General features: G+C 38.2%; 15 protein-coding genes. 5 read left to right on the top strand and 10 right to left on the bottom strand.

Translation table 11 applies throughout. The annotated features are described in order from the left end of the window. The first annotated feature begins 300 nt into the window (after positions 1 to 300). Positions 301 to 2,838 (top strand): hypothetical protein, encoded by a 2,538-nt coding sequence (locus tag F6K18_RS23545; RefSeq protein WP_287524666.1) that lies wholly within the window; start codon positions 301 to 303, stop codon positions 2,836 to 2,838. A gap of 188 nt (positions 2,839 to 3,026) precedes the next feature. Beyond that, complete coding sequence (rlmD, locus tag F6K18_RS23540; protein WP_287524663.1) at positions 3,027 to 4,511, top strand: 23S rRNA (uracil(1939)-C(5))-methyltransferase RlmD; 1,485 nt, start codon at positions 3,027 to 3,029, stop codon at positions 4,509 to 4,511. Here the strand turns inward: rlmD and F6K18_RS23535 are convergent. Genes F6K18_RS23535 through F6K18_RS23525 form a run of 3 tightly spaced genes read right to left on the bottom strand, consistent with a single transcriptional unit; the run spans position 4,488 to position 5,804 of the window. Beyond that, a complete protein-coding gene (locus F6K18_RS23535; protein WP_287524661.1) occupies positions 4,488 to 4,814 on the bottom strand; it encodes a zinc ribbon domain-containing protein in 327 nt (108 codons plus the stop codon). The genes rlmD and F6K18_RS23535 overlap by 24 nt on opposite strands. A gap of 56 nt (positions 4,815 to 4,870) precedes the next feature. After that, positions 4,871 to 5,443 (bottom strand): transposase, encoded by a 573-nt coding sequence (locus F6K18_RS23530; protein WP_287524659.1) that lies wholly within the window; start codon positions 5,441 to 5,443, stop codon positions 4,871 to 4,873. Position 5,444: 1 nt separating this feature from the next. Next, positions 5,445 to 5,804, bottom strand: coding sequence for a transposase (locus F6K18_RS23525; RefSeq protein ID WP_287524657.1), 360 nt, complete (start codon positions 5,802 to 5,804; stop codon positions 5,445 to 5,447). A gap of 1,121 nt (positions 5,805 to 6,925) precedes the next feature. On the opposite strand from F6K18_RS23525, the gene F6K18_RS23520 reads away from it, so the two are divergent. Beyond that, entirely contained in the window at positions 6,926 to 7,561 is a 636-nt protein-coding gene (locus tag F6K18_RS23520) for a hypothetical protein (RefSeq protein ID WP_287524655.1), read from the top strand. 788 nt (positions 7,562 to 8,349) lie between these two features. Here F6K18_RS23520 and F6K18_RS23515 read toward each other — a convergent pair. The 7 genes from F6K18_RS23515 to F6K18_RS23485 all read right to left on the bottom strand — a co-directional run bounded on the left by F6K18_RS23515 (position 8,350) and on the right by F6K18_RS23485 (position 15,749). Next, positions 8,350 to 9,444 (bottom strand): TRAP transporter substrate-binding protein, encoded by a 1,095-nt coding sequence (locus tag F6K18_RS23515; RefSeq protein ID WP_287524653.1) that lies wholly within the window; start codon positions 9,442 to 9,444, stop codon positions 8,350 to 8,352. Positions 9,445 to 9,879: 435 nt separating this feature from the next. Beyond that, positions 9,880 to 10,962: a TRAP transporter substrate-binding protein gene (locus F6K18_RS23510; protein ID WP_287524651.1), complete on the bottom strand. Its 1,083-nt coding sequence runs from the start codon at positions 10,960 to 10,962 to the stop codon at positions 9,880 to 9,882. A gap of 256 nt (positions 10,963 to 11,218) precedes the next feature. Beyond that, positions 11,219 to 12,301: a TRAP transporter substrate-binding protein gene (locus F6K18_RS23505; protein WP_287524650.1), complete on the bottom strand. Its 1,083-nt coding sequence runs from the start codon at positions 12,299 to 12,301 to the stop codon at positions 11,219 to 11,221. A gap of 126 nt (positions 12,302 to 12,427) precedes the next feature. After that, positions 12,428 to 13,537: a TRAP transporter substrate-binding protein gene (locus tag F6K18_RS23500; protein ID WP_287524648.1), complete on the bottom strand. Its 1,110-nt coding sequence runs from the start codon at positions 13,535 to 13,537 to the stop codon at positions 12,428 to 12,430. 323 nt (positions 13,538 to 13,860) lie between these two features. Next, entirely contained in the window at positions 13,861 to 14,175 is a 315-nt protein-coding gene (locus tag F6K18_RS23495; RefSeq protein ID WP_287524647.1) for a hypothetical protein, read from the bottom strand. Positions 14,176 to 14,916: 741 nt separating this feature from the next. Further along, entirely contained in the window at positions 14,917 to 15,231 is a 315-nt protein-coding gene (locus tag F6K18_RS23490; RefSeq protein ID WP_287524644.1) for a hypothetical protein, read from the bottom strand. Between the two features lie 218 nt (positions 15,232 to 15,449). Further along, entirely contained in the window at positions 15,450 to 15,749 is a 300-nt protein-coding gene (locus F6K18_RS23485) for a hypothetical protein (RefSeq protein WP_287524641.1), read from the bottom strand. Positions 15,750 to 16,415: 666 nt separating this feature from the next. On the opposite strand from F6K18_RS23485, the gene F6K18_RS23480 reads away from it, so the two are divergent. Together F6K18_RS23480 and F6K18_RS23475 are read left to right on the top strand one after the other, a co-directional pair. After that, positions 16,416 to 17,387: a protochlorophyllide reductase gene (locus tag F6K18_RS23480; protein ID WP_287524639.1), complete on the top strand. Its 972-nt coding sequence runs from the start codon at positions 16,416 to 16,418 to the stop codon at positions 17,385 to 17,387. 608 nt (positions 17,388 to 17,995) lie between these two features. Next, positions 17,996 to 18,100 carry a helix-turn-helix domain-containing protein gene (locus F6K18_RS23475; RefSeq protein ID WP_287524638.1) on the top strand — a complete coding sequence of 35 codons (105 nt, stop codon included), beginning with the start codon at positions 17,996 to 17,998 and terminating at the stop codon, positions 18,098 to 18,100. The last annotated feature ends 109 nt before the right edge of the window (positions 18,101 to 18,209 follow it).

Below are 18,209 nucleotides of genomic sequence, written 5' to 3'. Positions count from 1 at the left end.
GAATCTGCTGTATCAAAATATCAACCAGTTGAATGGTCGTTCGCAGTGACAATAGGAAGAAATCTCCTAAAACCCTGAGATTGCTTCCTTCCACTCCGTTCCAGTAGTAATGACTTGGATATAGTAATTATCCGGATTTTATATAATCAGGACTTACGCAAAACAACCTGTTTCTTTCATTGCTCACGAGTTGCATTTGCGGAGCAGTCCGTCAGGAAAGCAATCTCAAACGTCGAAATTGCATTCCTCATGCGTAAGTCCTGATATGATAATTTCAATTTAATTAGGAGATTAAGAATCATGCCTGACACTAACGCTGCCAACAATACAATTATTTCCCTGGAAAATTTTCTAGACAAAATGTCAGAGAGATACAAGCAGGATTTTATTGCTAAAGTTAAAGAATACTCATATGGAGGAATAAACCAAACTGGAGCTGACGAATACTTTCGGACTTTTGTTACAGCTCTATACAATAATCGAATTGAAGGTATTGGAACTTATGGTAAATACTTTGAAGGAGATGAACGTAACAAGTCTCGAGACCGCAGAAAAGGAAGACAAGACTTAGTTAATGCCTTTCTCCAGGAAGTATCTAATTTTATTCAAGAATTTAGTTCATTAGCTGCTAGGGGTTCAACTCTCTTGTGGAGTAACTATGCCATTGGTCGATTTGCTGCTGATGACAGTGATATTATCAAAAGTGCTGGAGTTACCGATGAAAATGCTCAAACTCTCAATCAAACACAACTTGGTAAACTTTTGGATAACTTGAAAATTACCGGTCTATTAGATGAGGAAGATACTGCAATAGGTTATATATGGGACAATCAATATAATGTTTGGGCTAGTATGTCTAAAGAATTTGCTTCTAAGGCTGAGGGTGAAGTCCATGTCTTTGTCCCGAAAAATATTGCTGCATACACAGTTTTCTGGAATGTAGAATTACCTGAACTGCGCAAGCGGATGCAACCTTTGGAAAATGATCCTAAGGTTGATAAAATTACTATTCATCACCCGACAGATGAAGCGCTTAAAGAAATTAAGGAGATCGACAACAAGAAATTGCTATCGGAAGAAAAACTCAAGGCAGCCACTAATGATGATGAGAAGGAAAGGCTTAAAGAAGAAATTAAGCAGTGGGATAAAGAAAAGAAGAAAGTTATGCTGAAGACTGACGATAATGGTAGACCTATTAGTTGGCAAAATTTAGACTTTTCAGAAGCTACTTTAGAGGTACCAGACTTTTCTAATAAACAAAAGGGACTATTCAATGAAAGGGAACTGTTCAAGAGACTGTTTCAGGATTCCAATCCTTTATTGTTGGCAAAAATGGACAACTACGTCAGAAATAATAAAACTCGTGGTGCAATCACCATTAGTAAGCTTACTGAGATTGCTCGAGGCTGGAGAGATAAGACCAGCGGAAATGTTGAGCTATATCGGAAAATTGCGGATAAGTATGGTCACATTATATCTGTTCCCTTTGAAACTACCCAGAAGATAGCTAAAGGTCAAGCAACAGATAGTGAAATTAAACAATACGGTGACAAGTTAGTAAAAGCTTTTCAAAACGACCTCAGGACAAGGGAAACACAATCTTATAACGATAGTGATATAGAAATTGTTACTCGTTTGCTTCATCAGAATTATACTCGCTTGCAAAACGCTTCGAGTGTGGAAATGTCTACGAAGGTTATCTCTAAAACCGAAATTGCCAATCTGGTCAAAACAGAGCCGGGAGCCATGACAGTGGGTGGTTTCAGTCACTTTAATGAGTATTCGCGAAATTTATCTGCCAAAGATGCGATTGAACAATTTGGACTAAATTACCAATACCAAGATAGTTCTGGAGAAACGGTTAAACCTTACTTAATGTCTGTAGATGGTCGAGATCGCACACTGCCATTTGTTTACTATTTTACTACACCAGTGACAAATGAGATTAAAAAGCAAGCTAGGATACCTCTTGACCCGACAGTGAAAGCAAGGCTAGAGGCGATCGCCAATGATCCTAACAGAAGCAACGATGATGAACTCAAAAAAATGGCAAAAGAACTTACTACTCCTGGAGTTTATCATGAACTGACACCTAATACTGATAAGAATCAACCCAGATATGGTACTCAAAGTGATGGTAACCAATCCTATGCAGGTATGCTACGTACAACTTATTCTACAGCAGACTCTCAACTCTCTCCAGGAACAATGATTCGAGCCAAAGGGCCTAACGGCGAGGATTTTAAAATTGCTGATTGGGATGGTTTGACATGGACTGTATCTCCTCAAAGTACAAATGATTTACCAGATTGGCTCAAAGGTCAGGGAAGACCAGAAGATCGACTCAACGTTGAGACAGAGTTAAAACAATGGAAGTTCTTAAGTGACGATAGAATCACACCACCCACTAATATTCCAGGGCCAGTAAGAGCTTTTATGGAACATCATTTCCAAACGGGGTTAGATGATATTACTATTCAAAAAGTTGGCATTCTAGATAATGATGCTTCAACGAGTACATTAATTAAGTTTAAGCCTGGAGAGTATAATGATACGACACAAGAAGGGTTAAGGAAAATTGCGAATAAGTTAGGTGAAGCACTCAAGCTTCAATATCCCAATAGTGACAGTCAAGTGAGTATTTCTGAAGCCGTAACTAAGATCAATAATGAGTTACCTCAGAATTCTGCATCTATTAAGAATGATTTGATCAAACTACGGCGACCACCACAAGTTAGCTTTGCTGACCTTATTGCAGCTCGGAAAACTCCGTCTAGGTACATTACAGGAAGAACTCCCTCTATGTCGGGTACAAGAAGACCTAGCTCAAGACGATAATCACACAATTAACGTGGCTATGAAATTTAAGCCTAAGTAGGGCTTGCTGAAAAAGTCGCCCTGATGAGGGTAGGAGTCTCCTCCTGAGGAGTCTCCTCCTCATAAGTAATTGGCATTACAGAGGAGGTAGGAGGAGAGCGCGGGTATAAATGCCAATATTAGATAAATTTTGTAAACAAAAGAAATGAGTGAATATCAATAATCAAAACCTAGCTAAACTACCTTGTTCACAAGGTCAACTTGTAGAAATAACTATCACAGACTTAACAGATAGCGGTGATGGAGTGGGTCGCTACGGTCAAAAAGTCATATTTGTGCCTGATACAGTTCCGGGCGATCGCCTACTTACTCGTCTAACAGCAGTCAAACCAAAGTATGCTTATGGGAAATTACACCAACTTCTAGAAACGTCCAAATATCGTATAAAACCCTATTGTATAGTTGCAGATAAATGCGGTGGTTGTCAATGGCAGCATATTAGTTATGAATATCAGCTCCAAGCGAAACAAAATCAAGTTATTCAAGCTTTAAAGAGAATAGGAGGGCTAACATTATCAGCAGTAGATACAACTCTAGCATCTCCAGCGGCTTTTGGATATCGGAACAAAGCTACATATCCTTTAAGTATTTCTACTACAGGTCAAGTTAAAGCTGGCTATTATCAAAAAGGTAGTCATAAAGTAATTAATCTGAATCAATGTCCTATTCAAGACGAACGTTTGAACCCTTTTCTCAAAGAAGTAAAACAGGATATTACTAGGCAAGGCTGGAAAATATATGATGAACAGACACATACAGGTATCTTACGCCATTTATCTTTGAGGATAGGTAACAATACAGGGGAAATATTGTTGACTTTGGTTATAAATGGAGAGGAGGGAAAAACAAAAGAGTTATTACCAGGTATTGAAGTTCAAGCACAAAAATGGCTGGAAGATTATTCTCGGTTAGTGGGTGTTTGTGTGAACTACAACTCCAAGGCAACAAATACTATTTTTGGTCAACAGACTGTTTGTGTTGCTGGTCGGTTGTATCTGTACGAAGAGTTTAGTGGTTTAAAATTTCAATTGACCCCCGATACTTTTTTTCAGGTAAATACAAAGACTGCGGAAAAATTAATAGAGGTAGTAATTAAAGAGTTGGCTTTGAACGGACCGGAGATTATTGTTGATGCTTATTGTGGCATCGGTACTTTCGCTTTACCTATAGCAAAATATTTGCAGCAAGTGGGTGTTCCTGGTCGCGACTCTATGGAAATAGCGGGTGAGGAGTTGTTACAGGGGACTAGGAAGAGTATGGTCATTGGTATAGAAGTTCAAGCGATGGCTATAAAACAGGCTCAGTTGAATGCTGAAACTAATCACTTGACAAATGTAAGTTTTTATGCTGGAAAAGTTGAAGATTTACTACCTGAGTTGGAGGTAAAGCCTGATGTGGTTTTGTTAGACCCGCCAAGAAAAGGTTGCGATCGCTCTGTTTTAGAAACTCTTTTAGAAATTCTACCTGAACGTATAGTCTATATTAGTTGTAAACCTGCTACTTTGGCTCGCGATCTGAAATTTCTATGTTCTACAGGTAAGTATGAGTTGAGTAAAGTACAACCTGCAGACTTTTTTCCTCAAACTGCTCATGTCGAATGTGCTGCATTTTTATTGACATCCTCCCCGGCCTAAAGACGCGGGGATTCCTACCGAGCCGTAACTCCTCTGCGGGTTGACGTTTTGCTGGCGCAAAGCTCCGCTAACACTGGCTGCTGCTACTTTGGCAGTAGTCTTACACTTGCCTCCACGTCCGTTTAAAGTCTCGGACTGCCCGCCCGCGACTAATATATTTATTGCTGCATTTCCGTCTCTATCATGCTTTGCACCGCAGTTGAGACACTCCCATTCTCGCACCTGAAGGTCTAGCTTCCCACCTTTGAATCCACAGCTAGAGCAAGTTTGAGATGTGGGTTCCCAACGACTAATTACTCTCAAATCACGACCATATTTTTCTGCTTTTCCTTCTAAAAAAGTCCTGAATGTTCTCCAGCCTAAATCTGAAATTGCTCTAGATAATTTACGGTCTCTTGGTGCGCATTCCGCAAGCGAGCTGGCGTCGTCGCGGGGTCGCACCGCTTTTTCACCATACCAGAAACGTTTAAATCTTCTAAAACAACTGTTTGGTTTTCACGAATTATTTTAGTGGATAATTTATGCAGAAAATCAGTTCTTGTATCTTTCAGTTTGCCATGGAATTTAGCCACTCTAATCCTGGCTTTTTCATACCTTTTAGAGCCTTTAGTTTTATGAGATAATGACTTACTTAACTTTCTTAACTTCTTAATTCGTTTTTTGAGGGGTTTAGGAGCATCAACTTTTGTACCATCGCTAAATGTAGCAAAGGTAGAAATTCCTAAATCTATACCTACTGAATTATCAGTTTCAGGTAAGATTTCCGGTTGTATTTCTACTACAAAACTCAGAAAATATCTATTGGCTGAATCTTTAATTACTGTTACTGATGATGGAGCAGCAGATAGTTCCCTTGACCACACAATTTTCAGTTTTCCTATTTTGGCTAAATAAACTTTGTGTTGACCAATTTTAAACCCTCCCTTTGTCAACCTAGCAGTTTGCGCGTGACTTTTTACTTTTAAATTTAGGAGGTTGAATAGCTCTACCTTTTCTCTGACCTTTAGTCGATTTGAAAAAGTTTTGATAACCCTGGTTTAAATCATTTAAAGATTGCTGCAATGGTATAGCAGAAACTTCTGATAACCATTCTCTGTCTTCAGTGTTTTTCGATTGAGTGATCAACTGTTTTTGTAGCTCGGAGTTAGTGGGTTTCTTCTCTCCTAATTGATACTTTTCTTGGCAGCAAGCTAGACTATCATTCCAAACCACACGGACCGAACCAAATAGCTTGGCTAATCGGTATTTTTGTCCCGGTTTTGGATAGATACGATACTTAAATCTAGCTTTCATAACCTGACTTTTAAACTAACAACATGATAACATATTTACTGAAGAAAAACCAATTTAAAAGTCGCCCTAAAAGGGGGAGGCTTTAAACCCAATTTTCTGGTAAAGACTTCTTGCAGAAGTCAGGGAATAGTGAGTAGGGAATAGGGAGTAGGAAGATGAAATTGTTGATTTTATATCTTAAATTGATTTAACTAAAACTTTTGCAAGAGGTCTAGGGACGCCCTTATGCAACATCCGTACAGAGTAGGGAGTAGGGTTCAAAGAAATAAGATATCTTGGTTTAATGCTGATCATCGGCAACAGGAGAAAAAGAGTGTAGCTATAGAATTTTTTATAAAACTGAGATAGTCTCTATCAACTTTAATAATTAAAACCTGATTTGCAATCTTATTATGTAACGATTCAGCTATTAGCTGTCAGCTCTTCCCTGCAGGATGCTACGCAAACAGCAATAAGACTCAGCTTTTGTAGTAAGCTCTAATTTGGCGTTAATTAATAAAACTGTTATTTAAAACCAAAAACAATAGCTGATAGCTGAAGTCCGCAGTTCCGACCATAGGAGGCTGGCTGACGGCTGGATGCTTACCTTATTATATAGCAATGAGCGCTGGTATATTTACAAATTGTAGTAGGGGCAAAAGAGCTAGAAGTCTTATCTGATTCCTACGGAATGCTTGCGCAAACGGCAATTTATTCCCCCTGTTCCCTGTTCCCTGTTCCCTGTTCCCTGTTCCCTGCGCACAGCGCTATATCAAACCCGTTTAATTCGGTATAAAAAAATATTCCATCTTCACCCAGAGCGGAAAGAATTCTGAGTTCTCTTCCCTTCTGAATTCTGGATTCTGTTTGCGTTTGCGTAGCATCCCGTAGGGAAGCATTCCCTAGGAAATTCTGAATTCTGATTCACTATCTTATTACACCGATGCTACCGGATTTGATATTACACCACATAACTATAATAATCTCAACTAAACTATATAAAAATAATTAACTACCCTAGATTATTCATTTAAGTTCTAGTAAATCTATAAAAATAATTGAATACGATCCGGAAAGCTGCTCTCTAGAATGGGAAAATAGAATGTAATTAGGCTCACAATAGAGGCACAAAAACATTAAAAATGATTAACTTTCAACCACAGCCAATTAAAGCAAAATTAAGTAAATATCAGTTCATGACACCATACTTTCCTATCTATATAGTTTTAGATAAAAATCTATCATATTCTCAGAATTTTGCTGCTTGGTTAGAAGCTAAAATTACCATTCCTGATTTAACTATCTCTAACTCTAATAATGAAACTTTGTTATTTTTGTTAGAAGCGTTGCAAGTAACTTGGGAAAGTGAAGGCAATCCTGAAAAAATTTACCCTCTAGTTGTAGAAAATATTGATTTATTAGAACCTCATTTAATATATATTTTACGCAAGTGGACAAAGCAAGTTTTTCCTCACATTTGTCAAAATAGAGCTACTAAAATTGCTAGTGCATTAGTAAATTTTAGTAGGATTATTTGGGCACTACCAGATGGAGATTCTGATGTTAATTTAGAAATTGCTTTAGCTTGCTGTGAGTTAGCTTTGGAAGTATTTAATTTTGATGATTTTCCCTATGAATGGGCAATAGTTAATCACAATCTAGCTGTAATTTATCAGACTCGCTGCTATGGAAATTATACCCATAATTTAATTAAATCTTTGGAACATTATTTACAGGCAAAATTAGTATTTCCAGAGCAAAGTTTACCTCAACAATAGGCAGTAGGAAAATTATAAATTATAAATCAAAAGTCAAAAGTTATAAGTTATAAGTTATACCAAATTGATAAATATTAGCTACAAATATCTAGGGTATTTCTTAGGAGTCAACCCACCCCTCGCCCCTCCCCCGACCGTGGAGGGGAAGTCAGGAGTCAGGAGTCATAATGAATGTCTTTAATACCATTGTTTAGGGCGTAAACTATCTTTTTACTCAAAGGGACATTTCCTATAAAGTCTTTTTATATCAAATCAGGTTAATTGCACATAGAATTCGGTTATATAATATCTGTTTATAATTTATTAAATTACTTCAACAGTACTTACGCAGAACTACCTTATGTAGTAGGTGCGAATGCCATTTCCCCCTACATATGGTGTCTGATTTGATATGCGTGAGTAATATCATGTCCGGTTAAACAGTGATAAATAAATAACTAGGGAGGAGTCAGGAGTCAGGAGTCAGGAGGAAAGAGGAAAGAGGGAAGAAAGAAGAACAACTGGAGTTGAAGGAGAAAGTTTTTTTATCACTAATTATCCGGACATGATATAAGTCCTGTTCAAGCCTTTCATTTCCCCTACTCCCCTACTCCCCTACTCCCCTCCTGGGAGGGGCTAGGGGTTGGTCCCCTACTCCCAACTATATAAACCGGATTTGATATTATCGCTCTTACTATTCGTAACATTCTTTTTTCACGCTTGGTATTATAAGTTATAAGTCAAAAGTAAGATAGTGAATTGGTATAAGGTACATCCATAGCGGGCAAGATTCCCGGACTTGCATTCATTTAATTGTTAATATCTGTACTTCCAAGAAAAGAAAACTGAGAAAAACTTAACTCATTAATTTTATTCCAATTAAAAACTTGGTCTCTAAATTTTTTCCACTGTTGATAAACCTCCTTAAAACTCCCATCTTTACTAGCATTTTCCTCATAAATATCAAAAGTAGCTTTCTGAGCAGCCTTCATGATTTCTGGACTAAAAACCCTCAATTGAACACCTTTTTCAATCAATCTTGGCAACGCTTCACCATTCAAAAAATCATATTGAGCTAACATATTCAAATTAGCTTCATAAGCAGCAGTCTGAAAAATTTCCTGATATTCCTTTGGTAACTTGTTCCAAGCATCCAAATTAACCAATACATCTAAAGTTCCACTTGGTTCCCACCAACCAGGATAATAATAGTATTTTGCTGCCTTATATAAACCCAACTTATCATCATCGTAAGGCCCAGTAAATTCAGCAGCATCAATCACACCTCTTTCCAAAGCCAGATAAACCTCCCCACCAGGTAACATCTGCACATTTACTCCCAATTTATTCATCACATCCCCTCCCAAACCAGAAACGCGCATCTTTAAGCCATTAAGATCGGCTACAGTATTAATTTCTTTCCTAAACCAACCACCCATTTGCGCACCCGTATTACCACCAGGGAAGTTAATAATGTTAAAATCAGCATAAAATTTTTGTATAGCTTCTAGACCACCTCCATGATATAGCCACGCATTCTGCTGTTGGGCAGTCAAACCAAATGGAACAGAAGTTGCAAAAACCATAGCAGGACTTTTGCCTTTATAGTAAGAAGTAACAGTATGACCACATTGTATGGTGCCTTGTTGTACAGCATCTAAAACTTCCAATCCTCCAACTATTTCACCAGCTTGATAGGGAGTAATAGTAAATCTGCCATTAGTCAAAGCTGCTATGCGATCGCAAATCCGCTGCGCTCCACCAAACAAAGTATCGAGAGATTTCGGCCAACTCGTTGCCATTCTCCATTTTATCTGTTGGGGTTGGGTTTGACTCAATGCAGGTAAAGCAACTGCACTGCTGGCAGCAGCAGTAGTGTAACTAATTAGGTTTCGACGTTTCATTTTTTTTTATGTGTTATTAGGGAATAGGGAATAGTGGGAAAAACATTTCCGTTGTACGAATTCTAAATTCTGAATTCTAAATTCACTTGGAAAAGTCGTCATTGCGACGAGAGGAAGCAATCTCGTGACACCCCTGAGATTGTTTCCTTCCACTCCGTTCCAGTCGCAATGACTTGGGTAGGGAACAGGGAATAGGGAATAGGGTGGGAAAAACATTTCCGTTGTGCGAATTCTAAATTCTCAATTCACTTGGAAAATTCGTCATTGCGACGAGAGGAAGCAATCTCGTGGCATCCCTGAGATTGCTATCCGTTCCGGAATGCTCCGCAAACCTTCCACTCCGTTCCAGTCGCAATGACTTGGGTAGGGAATAGGGAACAGGGAACAGGGAATAGTGGGAAAACATTTCCTTTGTGCGAATTCTAAATTCTCAATTTACTTTGGATTATTAAACGAAAACTGAGAAAAACTTAACTCATTAATTTTATTCCAATTAAAAACTTGCTCTCTAAATTTTTTCCACTGTTGATAAACCTCCTTAAAACTACCATCTTTACTAGAATTTTCCTCATAAACCTCAAGAGCAGCTTTCTGAGCAGCTTCCATAATTTCTGAACTAAAAGCCTTGAACTGAACACCCTTTTCAATCAATCTTGGCAACGCTTCACTATTCAAAACATCATATTGAGCTAACATATTCAAATTAGTTTCATAAGCAGCAGTCTGAAAAATTTCCTGATATTCTGTTGATAACTTATTCCAAGCATCCAAATTAATCAATACATCTACAGTCGCACCTGGTTCCCACCAACCAGGATAATAATAATATTTTGCAGCCCTATAAAAACCTAACTTCTCATCATCATAAGGCCCTGTCCATTTAGTAGCATCAATAGCTCCTCTTTCTAAAGCTAAATAAATTTCCCCACCGGGTAACACTTGCACATTTACTCCCAACTTGTTCATTACATCCCCTCCTAAACCAGGAATACGCATCCTTAAACCATTGAGGTCAGCCAAAGTATTAATTTCCTGCTTAAACCAACCACCCATTTGTACCCCTGAGTTACCCGCAGGGAAGTTAATAATGTTAAAATCAGCATAAACTTTTTGCATCGCTTCGAGACCCCCACCATGATATAGCCAGGCATTCTGTTGTTGGGCAGTCAAACCAAATGGAAGAGTAGTTGCAAATACAAGGGTAGGATTTTTGCCTTTGTAGTAAGAACTAGCAGTATGACCACATTCTACAGTACCTTGTTGTACAGCATCCAGAACTTCTAAACCTCCGACTATTTCACCCGCTTGATAGGGGGTAATAGTAAATCTGCCATTAGTCATGGCTGCCACGCGATCGCAAATCCTCTGCACTCCACCAAACACACTATCAAGAGATTTTGGCCAACTCGTGGTCATTCTCCATTTTATCTGTTGTGGTTCAGTTTGACTCAACGCAGGTAAAGCAACTGCACTTGTACCAGCAGCAGTAGCAGAACTAATTAGGTTTCGACGTTTCATTATTTATGTGTTATTAGGGAACAGGGAAAAGGGAATAGGGAACAGTGGGAAAAATACTTCCGTTGTACGAAATTCTCAATTCTCAATTCACTTTGGCAAGTCGTCATTGCGACGAGAGGAAGCAATCTCAGGGGTGTCACGAGATTGCTTCCTTCCACTCCGTTCCAGTCGCTGCGGACTTGGGTAGGGAATAGGAAATAGGCGACAGGGAAAAGTGGGAAAAACATTTCCGTTGTGCGAATTCTAAATTCTCAATTTACTTTGGATTATTAAACGAAAACTGAGAAAAACTTAACTCATTAACTTTATTCCAATTAAAAATCTGCTCTTGAAATTTTTTCCACTGTTGATAAACTTCTTTAAAACTCCCATTTTTACTAGCATTTTCCTCATAAATCTCAAAAGCTGCTTTCTGAGCCGCTTCCATAATTTCTGGGCTAAAAGCTCTTAGCTGAACACCTTTTTTAATCAATCTTGGCAACGCTTCACCATTCAAAACATCATATTGAGCTAACATATTCAAATTAGTTTCATCAGCAGCAGTCTGAAAAATTTCCTGATATTCCTTTGGTAACTTGTTCCAAGCATCCAAATTAACCAAGAAATCTAGAGTTGGACCTGGTTCCCACCAGCCAGGATAATAATAGTATTTTGCTGCTTTATATAAACCCAACTTTTCATCATCATAAGGTCCGTTAAATTCAGCCGCATCAATAGCTCCTCGCTCCAAAGCCAGATAAACTTCCCCACCAGGTAACACCTGAACATTTACTCCCAACTTGCTCATCACATCACCCCCCAAACCAGGAATACGCATCTTTAAACCATTAAGATCGGCTACAGTATTAATTTCTCGCTTAAACCAACCACCCATTTGCGCTCCAGTATTACCAGCAGGAAAGTTGATGATATTAAACTGAGCATAAACATTTTGGATAGCTTCTAGACCCCCACCATGATATAGCCAAGCATTTTGTTGTTGGGCAGTCAAGCCAAAAGGAACAGAAGTAGCAAACACTAGAGCAGGATTTTTGCCTTTATAGTAATAACTAGAAGTATGACCACACTCTACAGTTCCCTGTTGCACAGCATCCAAAACTTCCAACCCTCCCACTATTTCACCAGCTTGATAGGGAGTAATAGTAAATCTGCCATTGGTCAGAGCTGCTACGCGATCGCAAACTTTCTGCACTCCACCAAACAAAGTATCTAGAGATTTCGGCCAACTCGTGGTCATTCTCCATTTTATCTGTTGGGGTTCGGTTTGACTCAATGCAGGTAAAGCAACTGCACTGGTAGTAGCAGCAGTAGCATAACTAATTAGGTTTCGACGTTTCATTATTTATTTATGTGTTATTTATTTATAGGAACCACCAGAGCAGTTAGGACATTCTCGCTCTTCTCAAATTTAGTCACAGCAACCTCTCCCTCTTCCCCCTCTCCCCCCTCTCCCCTCTCTTCAGATTCAGCTTGGGGAATTATTGAAGGCAAACTGAGCAAAACTCAATTCATTAATAGCATTCCATTGATAAATCTGTTCTCGGAACTTTTTCCACTGTTCGTAGACTTCTTTAAAAGTTGCATCTTGACTAGCTTTCTCTTCGTAAAATTCAAAAGTTGCTTTCTGTGCTGCTTGTAAAATTTCTTGACTATAGGGGCGTAATTCAGTACCACCTGCTATCAATTCTGCCAATGCTGCTCCGTTTAAAGCATCATATTGGGCGAGCATACTTATATTTGCTTGATATGCAGCAGTCTTAAAAGTTTCCTGATATTCTTTTGGCAACTTATTCCAAGCATCTAAATTAACCAATACATCTAAAGTCGAACCAGGTTCCCACCAACTAGGATAATAATAATATTTTGCAGCCTGATGTAAGCCTAATTTTTGGTCATCATAAGGACCTACCCACTCCGCAGCATCAAGAGCACCTCTCTCCAAAGCTAGATAAATTTCACCACCAGGCAATACTTGAGCATTTACACCTAATTTTTTCATTACCTCCCCACCAAAACCAGGGATGCGCATGGTTAAACCATTTAGATCGTTAACTGTGTTTATTTCTCGTCTAAACCAACCTCCCATCTGCACCCCAGTATTACCAGCAGGGAAACTAATAATATTAAAGTCGGAGTAAAGCTTGTGCATTATTTCTAATCCCCCACCATGATAATACCAAGCATTCTGTTGTTGGGCAGTTAAACCAAAGGGGACAGTTGTGCCAAAGGCGAGAGCTGAATTTTTGCCAACGTAATAGAAACTAGCACTATGGCCACATTGTACCGTACCTTGTTGGACAGCATCTAAAACTTCCAACCCTCCGACTATTTCACCAGCTTGATAAGGAGTAATGGTAAATCTGCCATTAGTCATAGCTGCGACGCGATCGCAGACTGTTTGTGCCCCACCAAAAATTGTATCTAGGGAGCGAGGCCAACTTGTGGTCATTCTCCATTTGATAGAGGGTAAGCTATCGTCGGTAGAGGTAGTTTCAGTGGTGGTTTGACTACAAGCTGCCAAAGTTGCGACACTTGTAGCAGTTGCAATGTGGTTGATAAGTTTTCTTCGTTTCATTGTTTTATATTATTGGTGTTTTAAGTTTTTCTACTTAGTATAAGGTTTCAAGGTTTAATATCCTTATCAAAGGGAGTAGAAACAGAAGCTGAAATCTTACCCAAGTATATAGTAAAATAGGCAAAAATCTCTCAAACTATAAAGTCTAGCGCTATATTCACTGCCATCTCAAAAATCTTATTTATCAAAATAATTGGGTCGCGCCACCCCGCCTTGATTGGCAAAATGTTTTTACAGGGTTGCTCTAATCCCTGTTACCAAAAAAACTTCTGTACGTCGCCAATCCGACGGCTCCCCTATCTGACTTCTGACTCCTGAGTTCGTTAAATTTCACCAAAGGCGATCAACGTGAAGCCACAATCATCAGGTTTGTCAGGTGATGAAGTCACAGCAACGAAGTGATATGGCATAATCTCAACAATGGCAACTGACATATTAAATGTCTTCCATTCAGGTCCTTGAATGGTACAAACTGGGGCTGGTTCTTTAACAAAAGGACGCTCGAACTCTATTAAATAGGTTCCTTGCCAAATTCTGCGGGAACGGAACCCTTCACCAAACATAATGTTACCGTCTAGATGAACAGCACCATAGATGTGTTGGATTTCTTTTCCCACTGAATCTTTGATAATTGTCATTATTGACTCCTGCTAGATTTAAAGTAACTTAAAGAATAGTTTAGATTAATTTGTTTTGCGATATAGTACCAAATTTGGTTATCAAAAGATACTGTCTTATACCAAATTGATAAATCTTTGCTACAAATAGTTAGGATATTTCTTAGGAGTCAGGAGTCAGGAGTCAGAATTATAGCAGTTTTCACAAAGGTAGACTACAAAACTTCTGCCCTCAGCATAGCTGCCTTCTGCCTTTAAGCCAAAATCTCTGTACTCTATGTTAATGAAAACTGCTATAATAGCTTCAATACCATTTTTCAGGTCATAAATCATTCTTTTTGTCAAAGGACATATCCTGCATTTGTCTTTTTATTCGTCTTACTATTCGTAACATTCTTTTTTCACGCTTGGTATTAAATTATTTTTTACAGGAGTTACGCAAAAGATGGAACTATACATCTGTAGGGGTTAACGGCCGTTAATCCCTACTATATATGGTGGTTATGCGTAAGTCCTGTTCTAATTCTTCTACGTTAGTCAACCTCTAAATTGGATTAACGGCTACAGATGTTCCCCAAGCCTAAAAAGCCCTCAAACTAAAAGTCTGGGGCTAAATTTTAATATTACAGAGCTTTAAATACAGCAATTATTCACTGTTATCTGAAAAAGCTCGCCATAATTTTTCAAATATTTCATTCCCTCGTGGTAAAATGCTTGCACCCATTGATGTATCCTTGATAGGGAGGAGAGAATATGAAAGTTTTAGATATGACCAAAAGCAATAAACGTGAAAGCACAATCTTCAGGTCTATCCATTGATGAAGTCACGGGAACGAAGTAACGTGAATCAGCCTCAACAATAGCGACAGACTTGTCAAATGTATGCCATTCATTTCCATAAATTGTACAAATTGCTGCTGGGGTGTCTGCAAAAGGCTGGTCAAATTCTATTATATAGGTTCCTTGCCAAATTTTTCTGACTTGGAAGCCTTCACCAGAGAGGATCTTAGCGTCTTGACTAATAACACCATAGACGTGCTGGGTTGCTTTTCCCGCTGAATCTTTGAAAATTGCCATTACTGACTCCTGTTAGATTTACAGTACCGTTTGAAATCAACTGTAGAAAATTAAAACAGCTTATTTTTTATTGCTGAGGATATCAGCAATGTTTAAACGGCTTAATGTACTATATGTCCGACTTTTATAAGATTTGAGTCAACAGTTATCAACCTAATAGAATAGGGTAGGTTAATTAATATGCTGTTAACATTTTTGGCGAGGGTTAAAACTATTGTTTAGACATCACCAAAAACAATAAATGTGAAAGCACAATCCATAGGCATTTTAGGGCTTGAAGTAGTGCAGATAAAGCCACCTTCCCAAATCTCAATAACGGCAACTGATTTGTCAAATGTCTTCCACTCATATCCATTAATGGTACAAACTGGTGCTGGTATTTTGGCAAACGGCTGCGCAAATTCTATTACATAGGTTCCTTCCTTAATTTTCCGGCTCTTAAAACCTTCCCCGAACCGTATTTCACCGCTTTCCCAGACGCCACCGTAGATGTGTTGGTGCTTTTCAATGATTGCCATAACTTGCTCCTGTGTCAGTTAATTTACATTCTTAAAATTATCATCAGCAGGGTAAAAACACTTGAGCCTTGTGATTAAAGTTTACAATCAGAGAATTATTCCTATTAATGCTATAATCAGAGTCTAAATTTGATAATTTGTATTTAAAATTACATCTTTTTATTTTTTTAAGAATTGACTTTAAATGACTTACTTACAGGAACCTAGAAACTCAATTTTTTCCTAAATATCTATCGTTAAAACCACAATTTCTCCTAGTAGCAACTGGGTTTATTTGGGTAATTCTGTAAAATAAATAGACATCTGGTAAAAATCAAAAATAAAATCAATTATTATCCATAAATTATCAATTACTCCCCTCCACCGGAGGGGTTAGGGGTGGGTTCCCTGTTCCCTGTTCCCTGTTCCCTGTTTTGGAGGAGATGTTTAATTTATTCTATTTCAAAGATGTCACAAATAGTTTCCAACTTTAAATGTGAAATAATTTCCTGAAATTACTGTATAGTCAAAGTCTTGTAGCTCTATAAAATCCTGCTTTTGACTTTTGACTTTTGACTTTTGACTTCCGTGAAACGGTATAGTAATTCACACTAGACTTTTGATTTGGTCAAGACTGTTGTAAAATCATGAGATTAGTCAATTGAATTTTACAAAATCTCATTGAGAATGGAACAAAATCATAAATCAACAGTAATAATCACAGGTGCATCGTCAGGGGTGGGTTTACACGCTGCCAAAGCTTTAGCAAAAACAGGTCAATGGTATGTAGTGATGGCTTGTCGAGACCTCTCGAAAGCAGAAAAAGTTGCCCAAGAAGTAGGAATGGCAAAAGATAGCTACACTGTGATGCACCTAGATTTGGCTAGTCTAGATAGTGTACGACGGTTTGTTAATACTTTCAGAGAAAGCGGTAGGTCTCTAGAAGCTTTGGTATGTAACGCTGCGGTATATTTGCCTCTATTAAAAGAACCGATGCGTAGTGCAGATGGGTATGAATTGAGTGTGGCGACAAATCATCTTGGACATTTTCTCCTATGTAACATTATGTTAGAGGATTTGAAACAGTCTCCTGCTGCGGATAAAAGATTGGTGATTTTGGGAACTGTGACAGCTAATCCGAAAGAGTTGGGAGGAAAGATTCCAATTCCAGCACCTCCAGATTTGGGAAATCTTCAGGGTTTTGAAGCAGGTTTCAAAGCTCCTATTTCTATGATTAATGGCAAAAAGTTTAAGTCTGGAAAGGCTTATAAAGATAGTAAACTCTGTAATGTATTGACGATGCGGGAGTTACATCGGCGTTATCACGAGTCAACAGGGATTGTATTTAGTTCTCTGTATCCTGGATGTGTGGCAGATACGCCTCTATTCCGAAATCATTATCCTTTATTCCAGAAAATTTTCCCGCTATTCCAGAAAAATATTACTGGGGGATATGTTTCTCAAGATTTGGCAGGAGAAAGGGTTGCTGCTTTAGTTAAAGATTCTGAGTATAAGGAGTCTGGAATGTATTGGAGTTGGGGAAATCGACAGAAGAAAGATCGTCAGTCTTTTGTGCAAGAAGTTTCTGATGAGGCGAGTGATGATGATAAAGCGATTAAGCTTTGGGAATTAAGTTCAAAGTTGGTAGGGTTGAGTTAGTTTTTTAATTGAAATAGTGAGAATTCCCGCGCTTTCTTAATAAGGGAGCGTAGGGATTTTTGTTAATTATAAATTAGCTAAATCTGTAAGCGACTGAGGTTTTTACGAGTTTCGAGAACAGCAAAGTTGAGAGATACGGTGAGCTTTGGCAAGTAAATTTATTAGTATTTCGCCTGACTTTATCCTCATCATTGGGTCAAAACAGATACTGTATTTAATTTAAGACCAAATCTGGTTGATTAAGGAGATATTCAAAAAATTCAAAATCTTTGTCTAATAGAGATTTGGATATTTAGGTAATTACCCTACAATAACTGGATTTGGTATAACTTATCGTTAAAATTGATGAAAAATTGTTGATAAATATAGATTTAGATTACAGAGTAATGAAAAATTACACTTTGTCTGTGTTTTATTATCTGTTCAAAATCTTACTTATCAAAACGTCCCTACAAAGGTTTTGGTGCGCGATGTGGTTAATCCATTTGAAAAGCTCTGTAGAGTATGTTATGTAGAGTATTGACTTAATCAAAGAATAACGATATTATAAGTTATAAAGCGTACTATTAAACAGACTCTGTTTGCTGCGCATACAAAACACACATAACATGAAATCCATTAGAACCAAGCTCAAACTTAATAATAAGCAGAAAACTCTGATGGCTCAACACGCAGGCTACTCACGTTGGTGTTATGTGCGACTCGTTGGCTAGCAAAGACTGCCCAAAAGCAGATGTAACAAGCCTTCCAGGTCATACATGAAAGTAAAAACTTCGACCTGAGAAAACTCTTATGACCTTGTAGGTGAAATTCCTACCGCCT

The organism is Okeania sp. SIO2C2, assembly GCF_010692625.1.
Taxonomy (GTDB): Bacteria; Cyanobacteriota; Cyanobacteriia; order Cyanobacteriales; family Microcoleaceae; genus Okeania; species Okeania hirsuta.
Note: the sequence above shows the minus strand (reverse complement) of the source record. Positions and strands in the feature narration are given on the sequence as shown.

Excerpts from the sequence above, each read along its gene's own strand:
- F6K18_RS23495 (WP_287524647.1), bottom strand. The coding sequence starts at position 14,175 with ATGACAATTATCAAAGATTCAGTGGGAAAAGAAATCCAACACATCTAT.
- F6K18_RS23510 (WP_287524651.1), bottom strand. The coding sequence starts at position 10,962 with ATGAAACGTCGAAACCTAATTAGTTCTGCTACTGCTGCTGGTACAAGT.
- F6K18_RS23545 (WP_287524666.1), top strand. The coding sequence starts at position 301 with ATGCCTGACACTAACGCTGCCAACAATACAATTATTTCCCTGGAAAAT.
- F6K18_RS23505 (WP_287524650.1), bottom strand. The coding sequence starts at position 12,301 with ATGAAACGTCGAAACCTAATTAGTTATGCTACTGCTGCTACTACCAGT.
- F6K18_RS23490 (WP_287524644.1), bottom strand. The coding sequence starts at position 15,231 with ATGGCAATTTTCAAAGATTCAGCGGGAAAAGCAACCCAGCACGTCTAT.
- F6K18_RS23525 (WP_287524657.1), bottom strand. The coding sequence starts at position 5,804 with ATGAAAGCTAGATTTAAGTATCGTATCTATCCAAAACCGGGACAAAAA.
- F6K18_RS23500 (WP_287524648.1), bottom strand. The coding sequence starts at position 13,537 with ATGAAACGAAGAAAACTTATCAACCACATTGCAACTGCTACAAGTGTC.
- F6K18_RS23475 (WP_287524638.1), top strand. The coding sequence starts at position 17,996 with ATGAAATCCATTAGAACCAAGCTCAAACTTAATAATAAGCAGAAAACT.
- F6K18_RS23480 (WP_287524639.1), top strand. The coding sequence starts at position 16,416 with ATGGAACAAAATCATAAATCAACAGTAATAATCACAGGTGCATCGTCA.
- F6K18_RS23520 (WP_287524655.1), top strand. The coding sequence starts at position 6,926 with ATGATTAACTTTCAACCACAGCCAATTAAAGCAAAATTAAGTAAATAT.
- F6K18_RS23485 (WP_287524641.1), bottom strand. The coding sequence starts at position 15,749 with ATGGCAATCATTGAAAAGCACCAACACATCTACGGTGGCGTCTGGGAA.
- F6K18_RS23515 (WP_287524653.1), bottom strand. The coding sequence starts at position 9,444 with ATGAAACGTCGAAACCTAATTAGTTACACTACTGCTGCTGCCAGCAGT.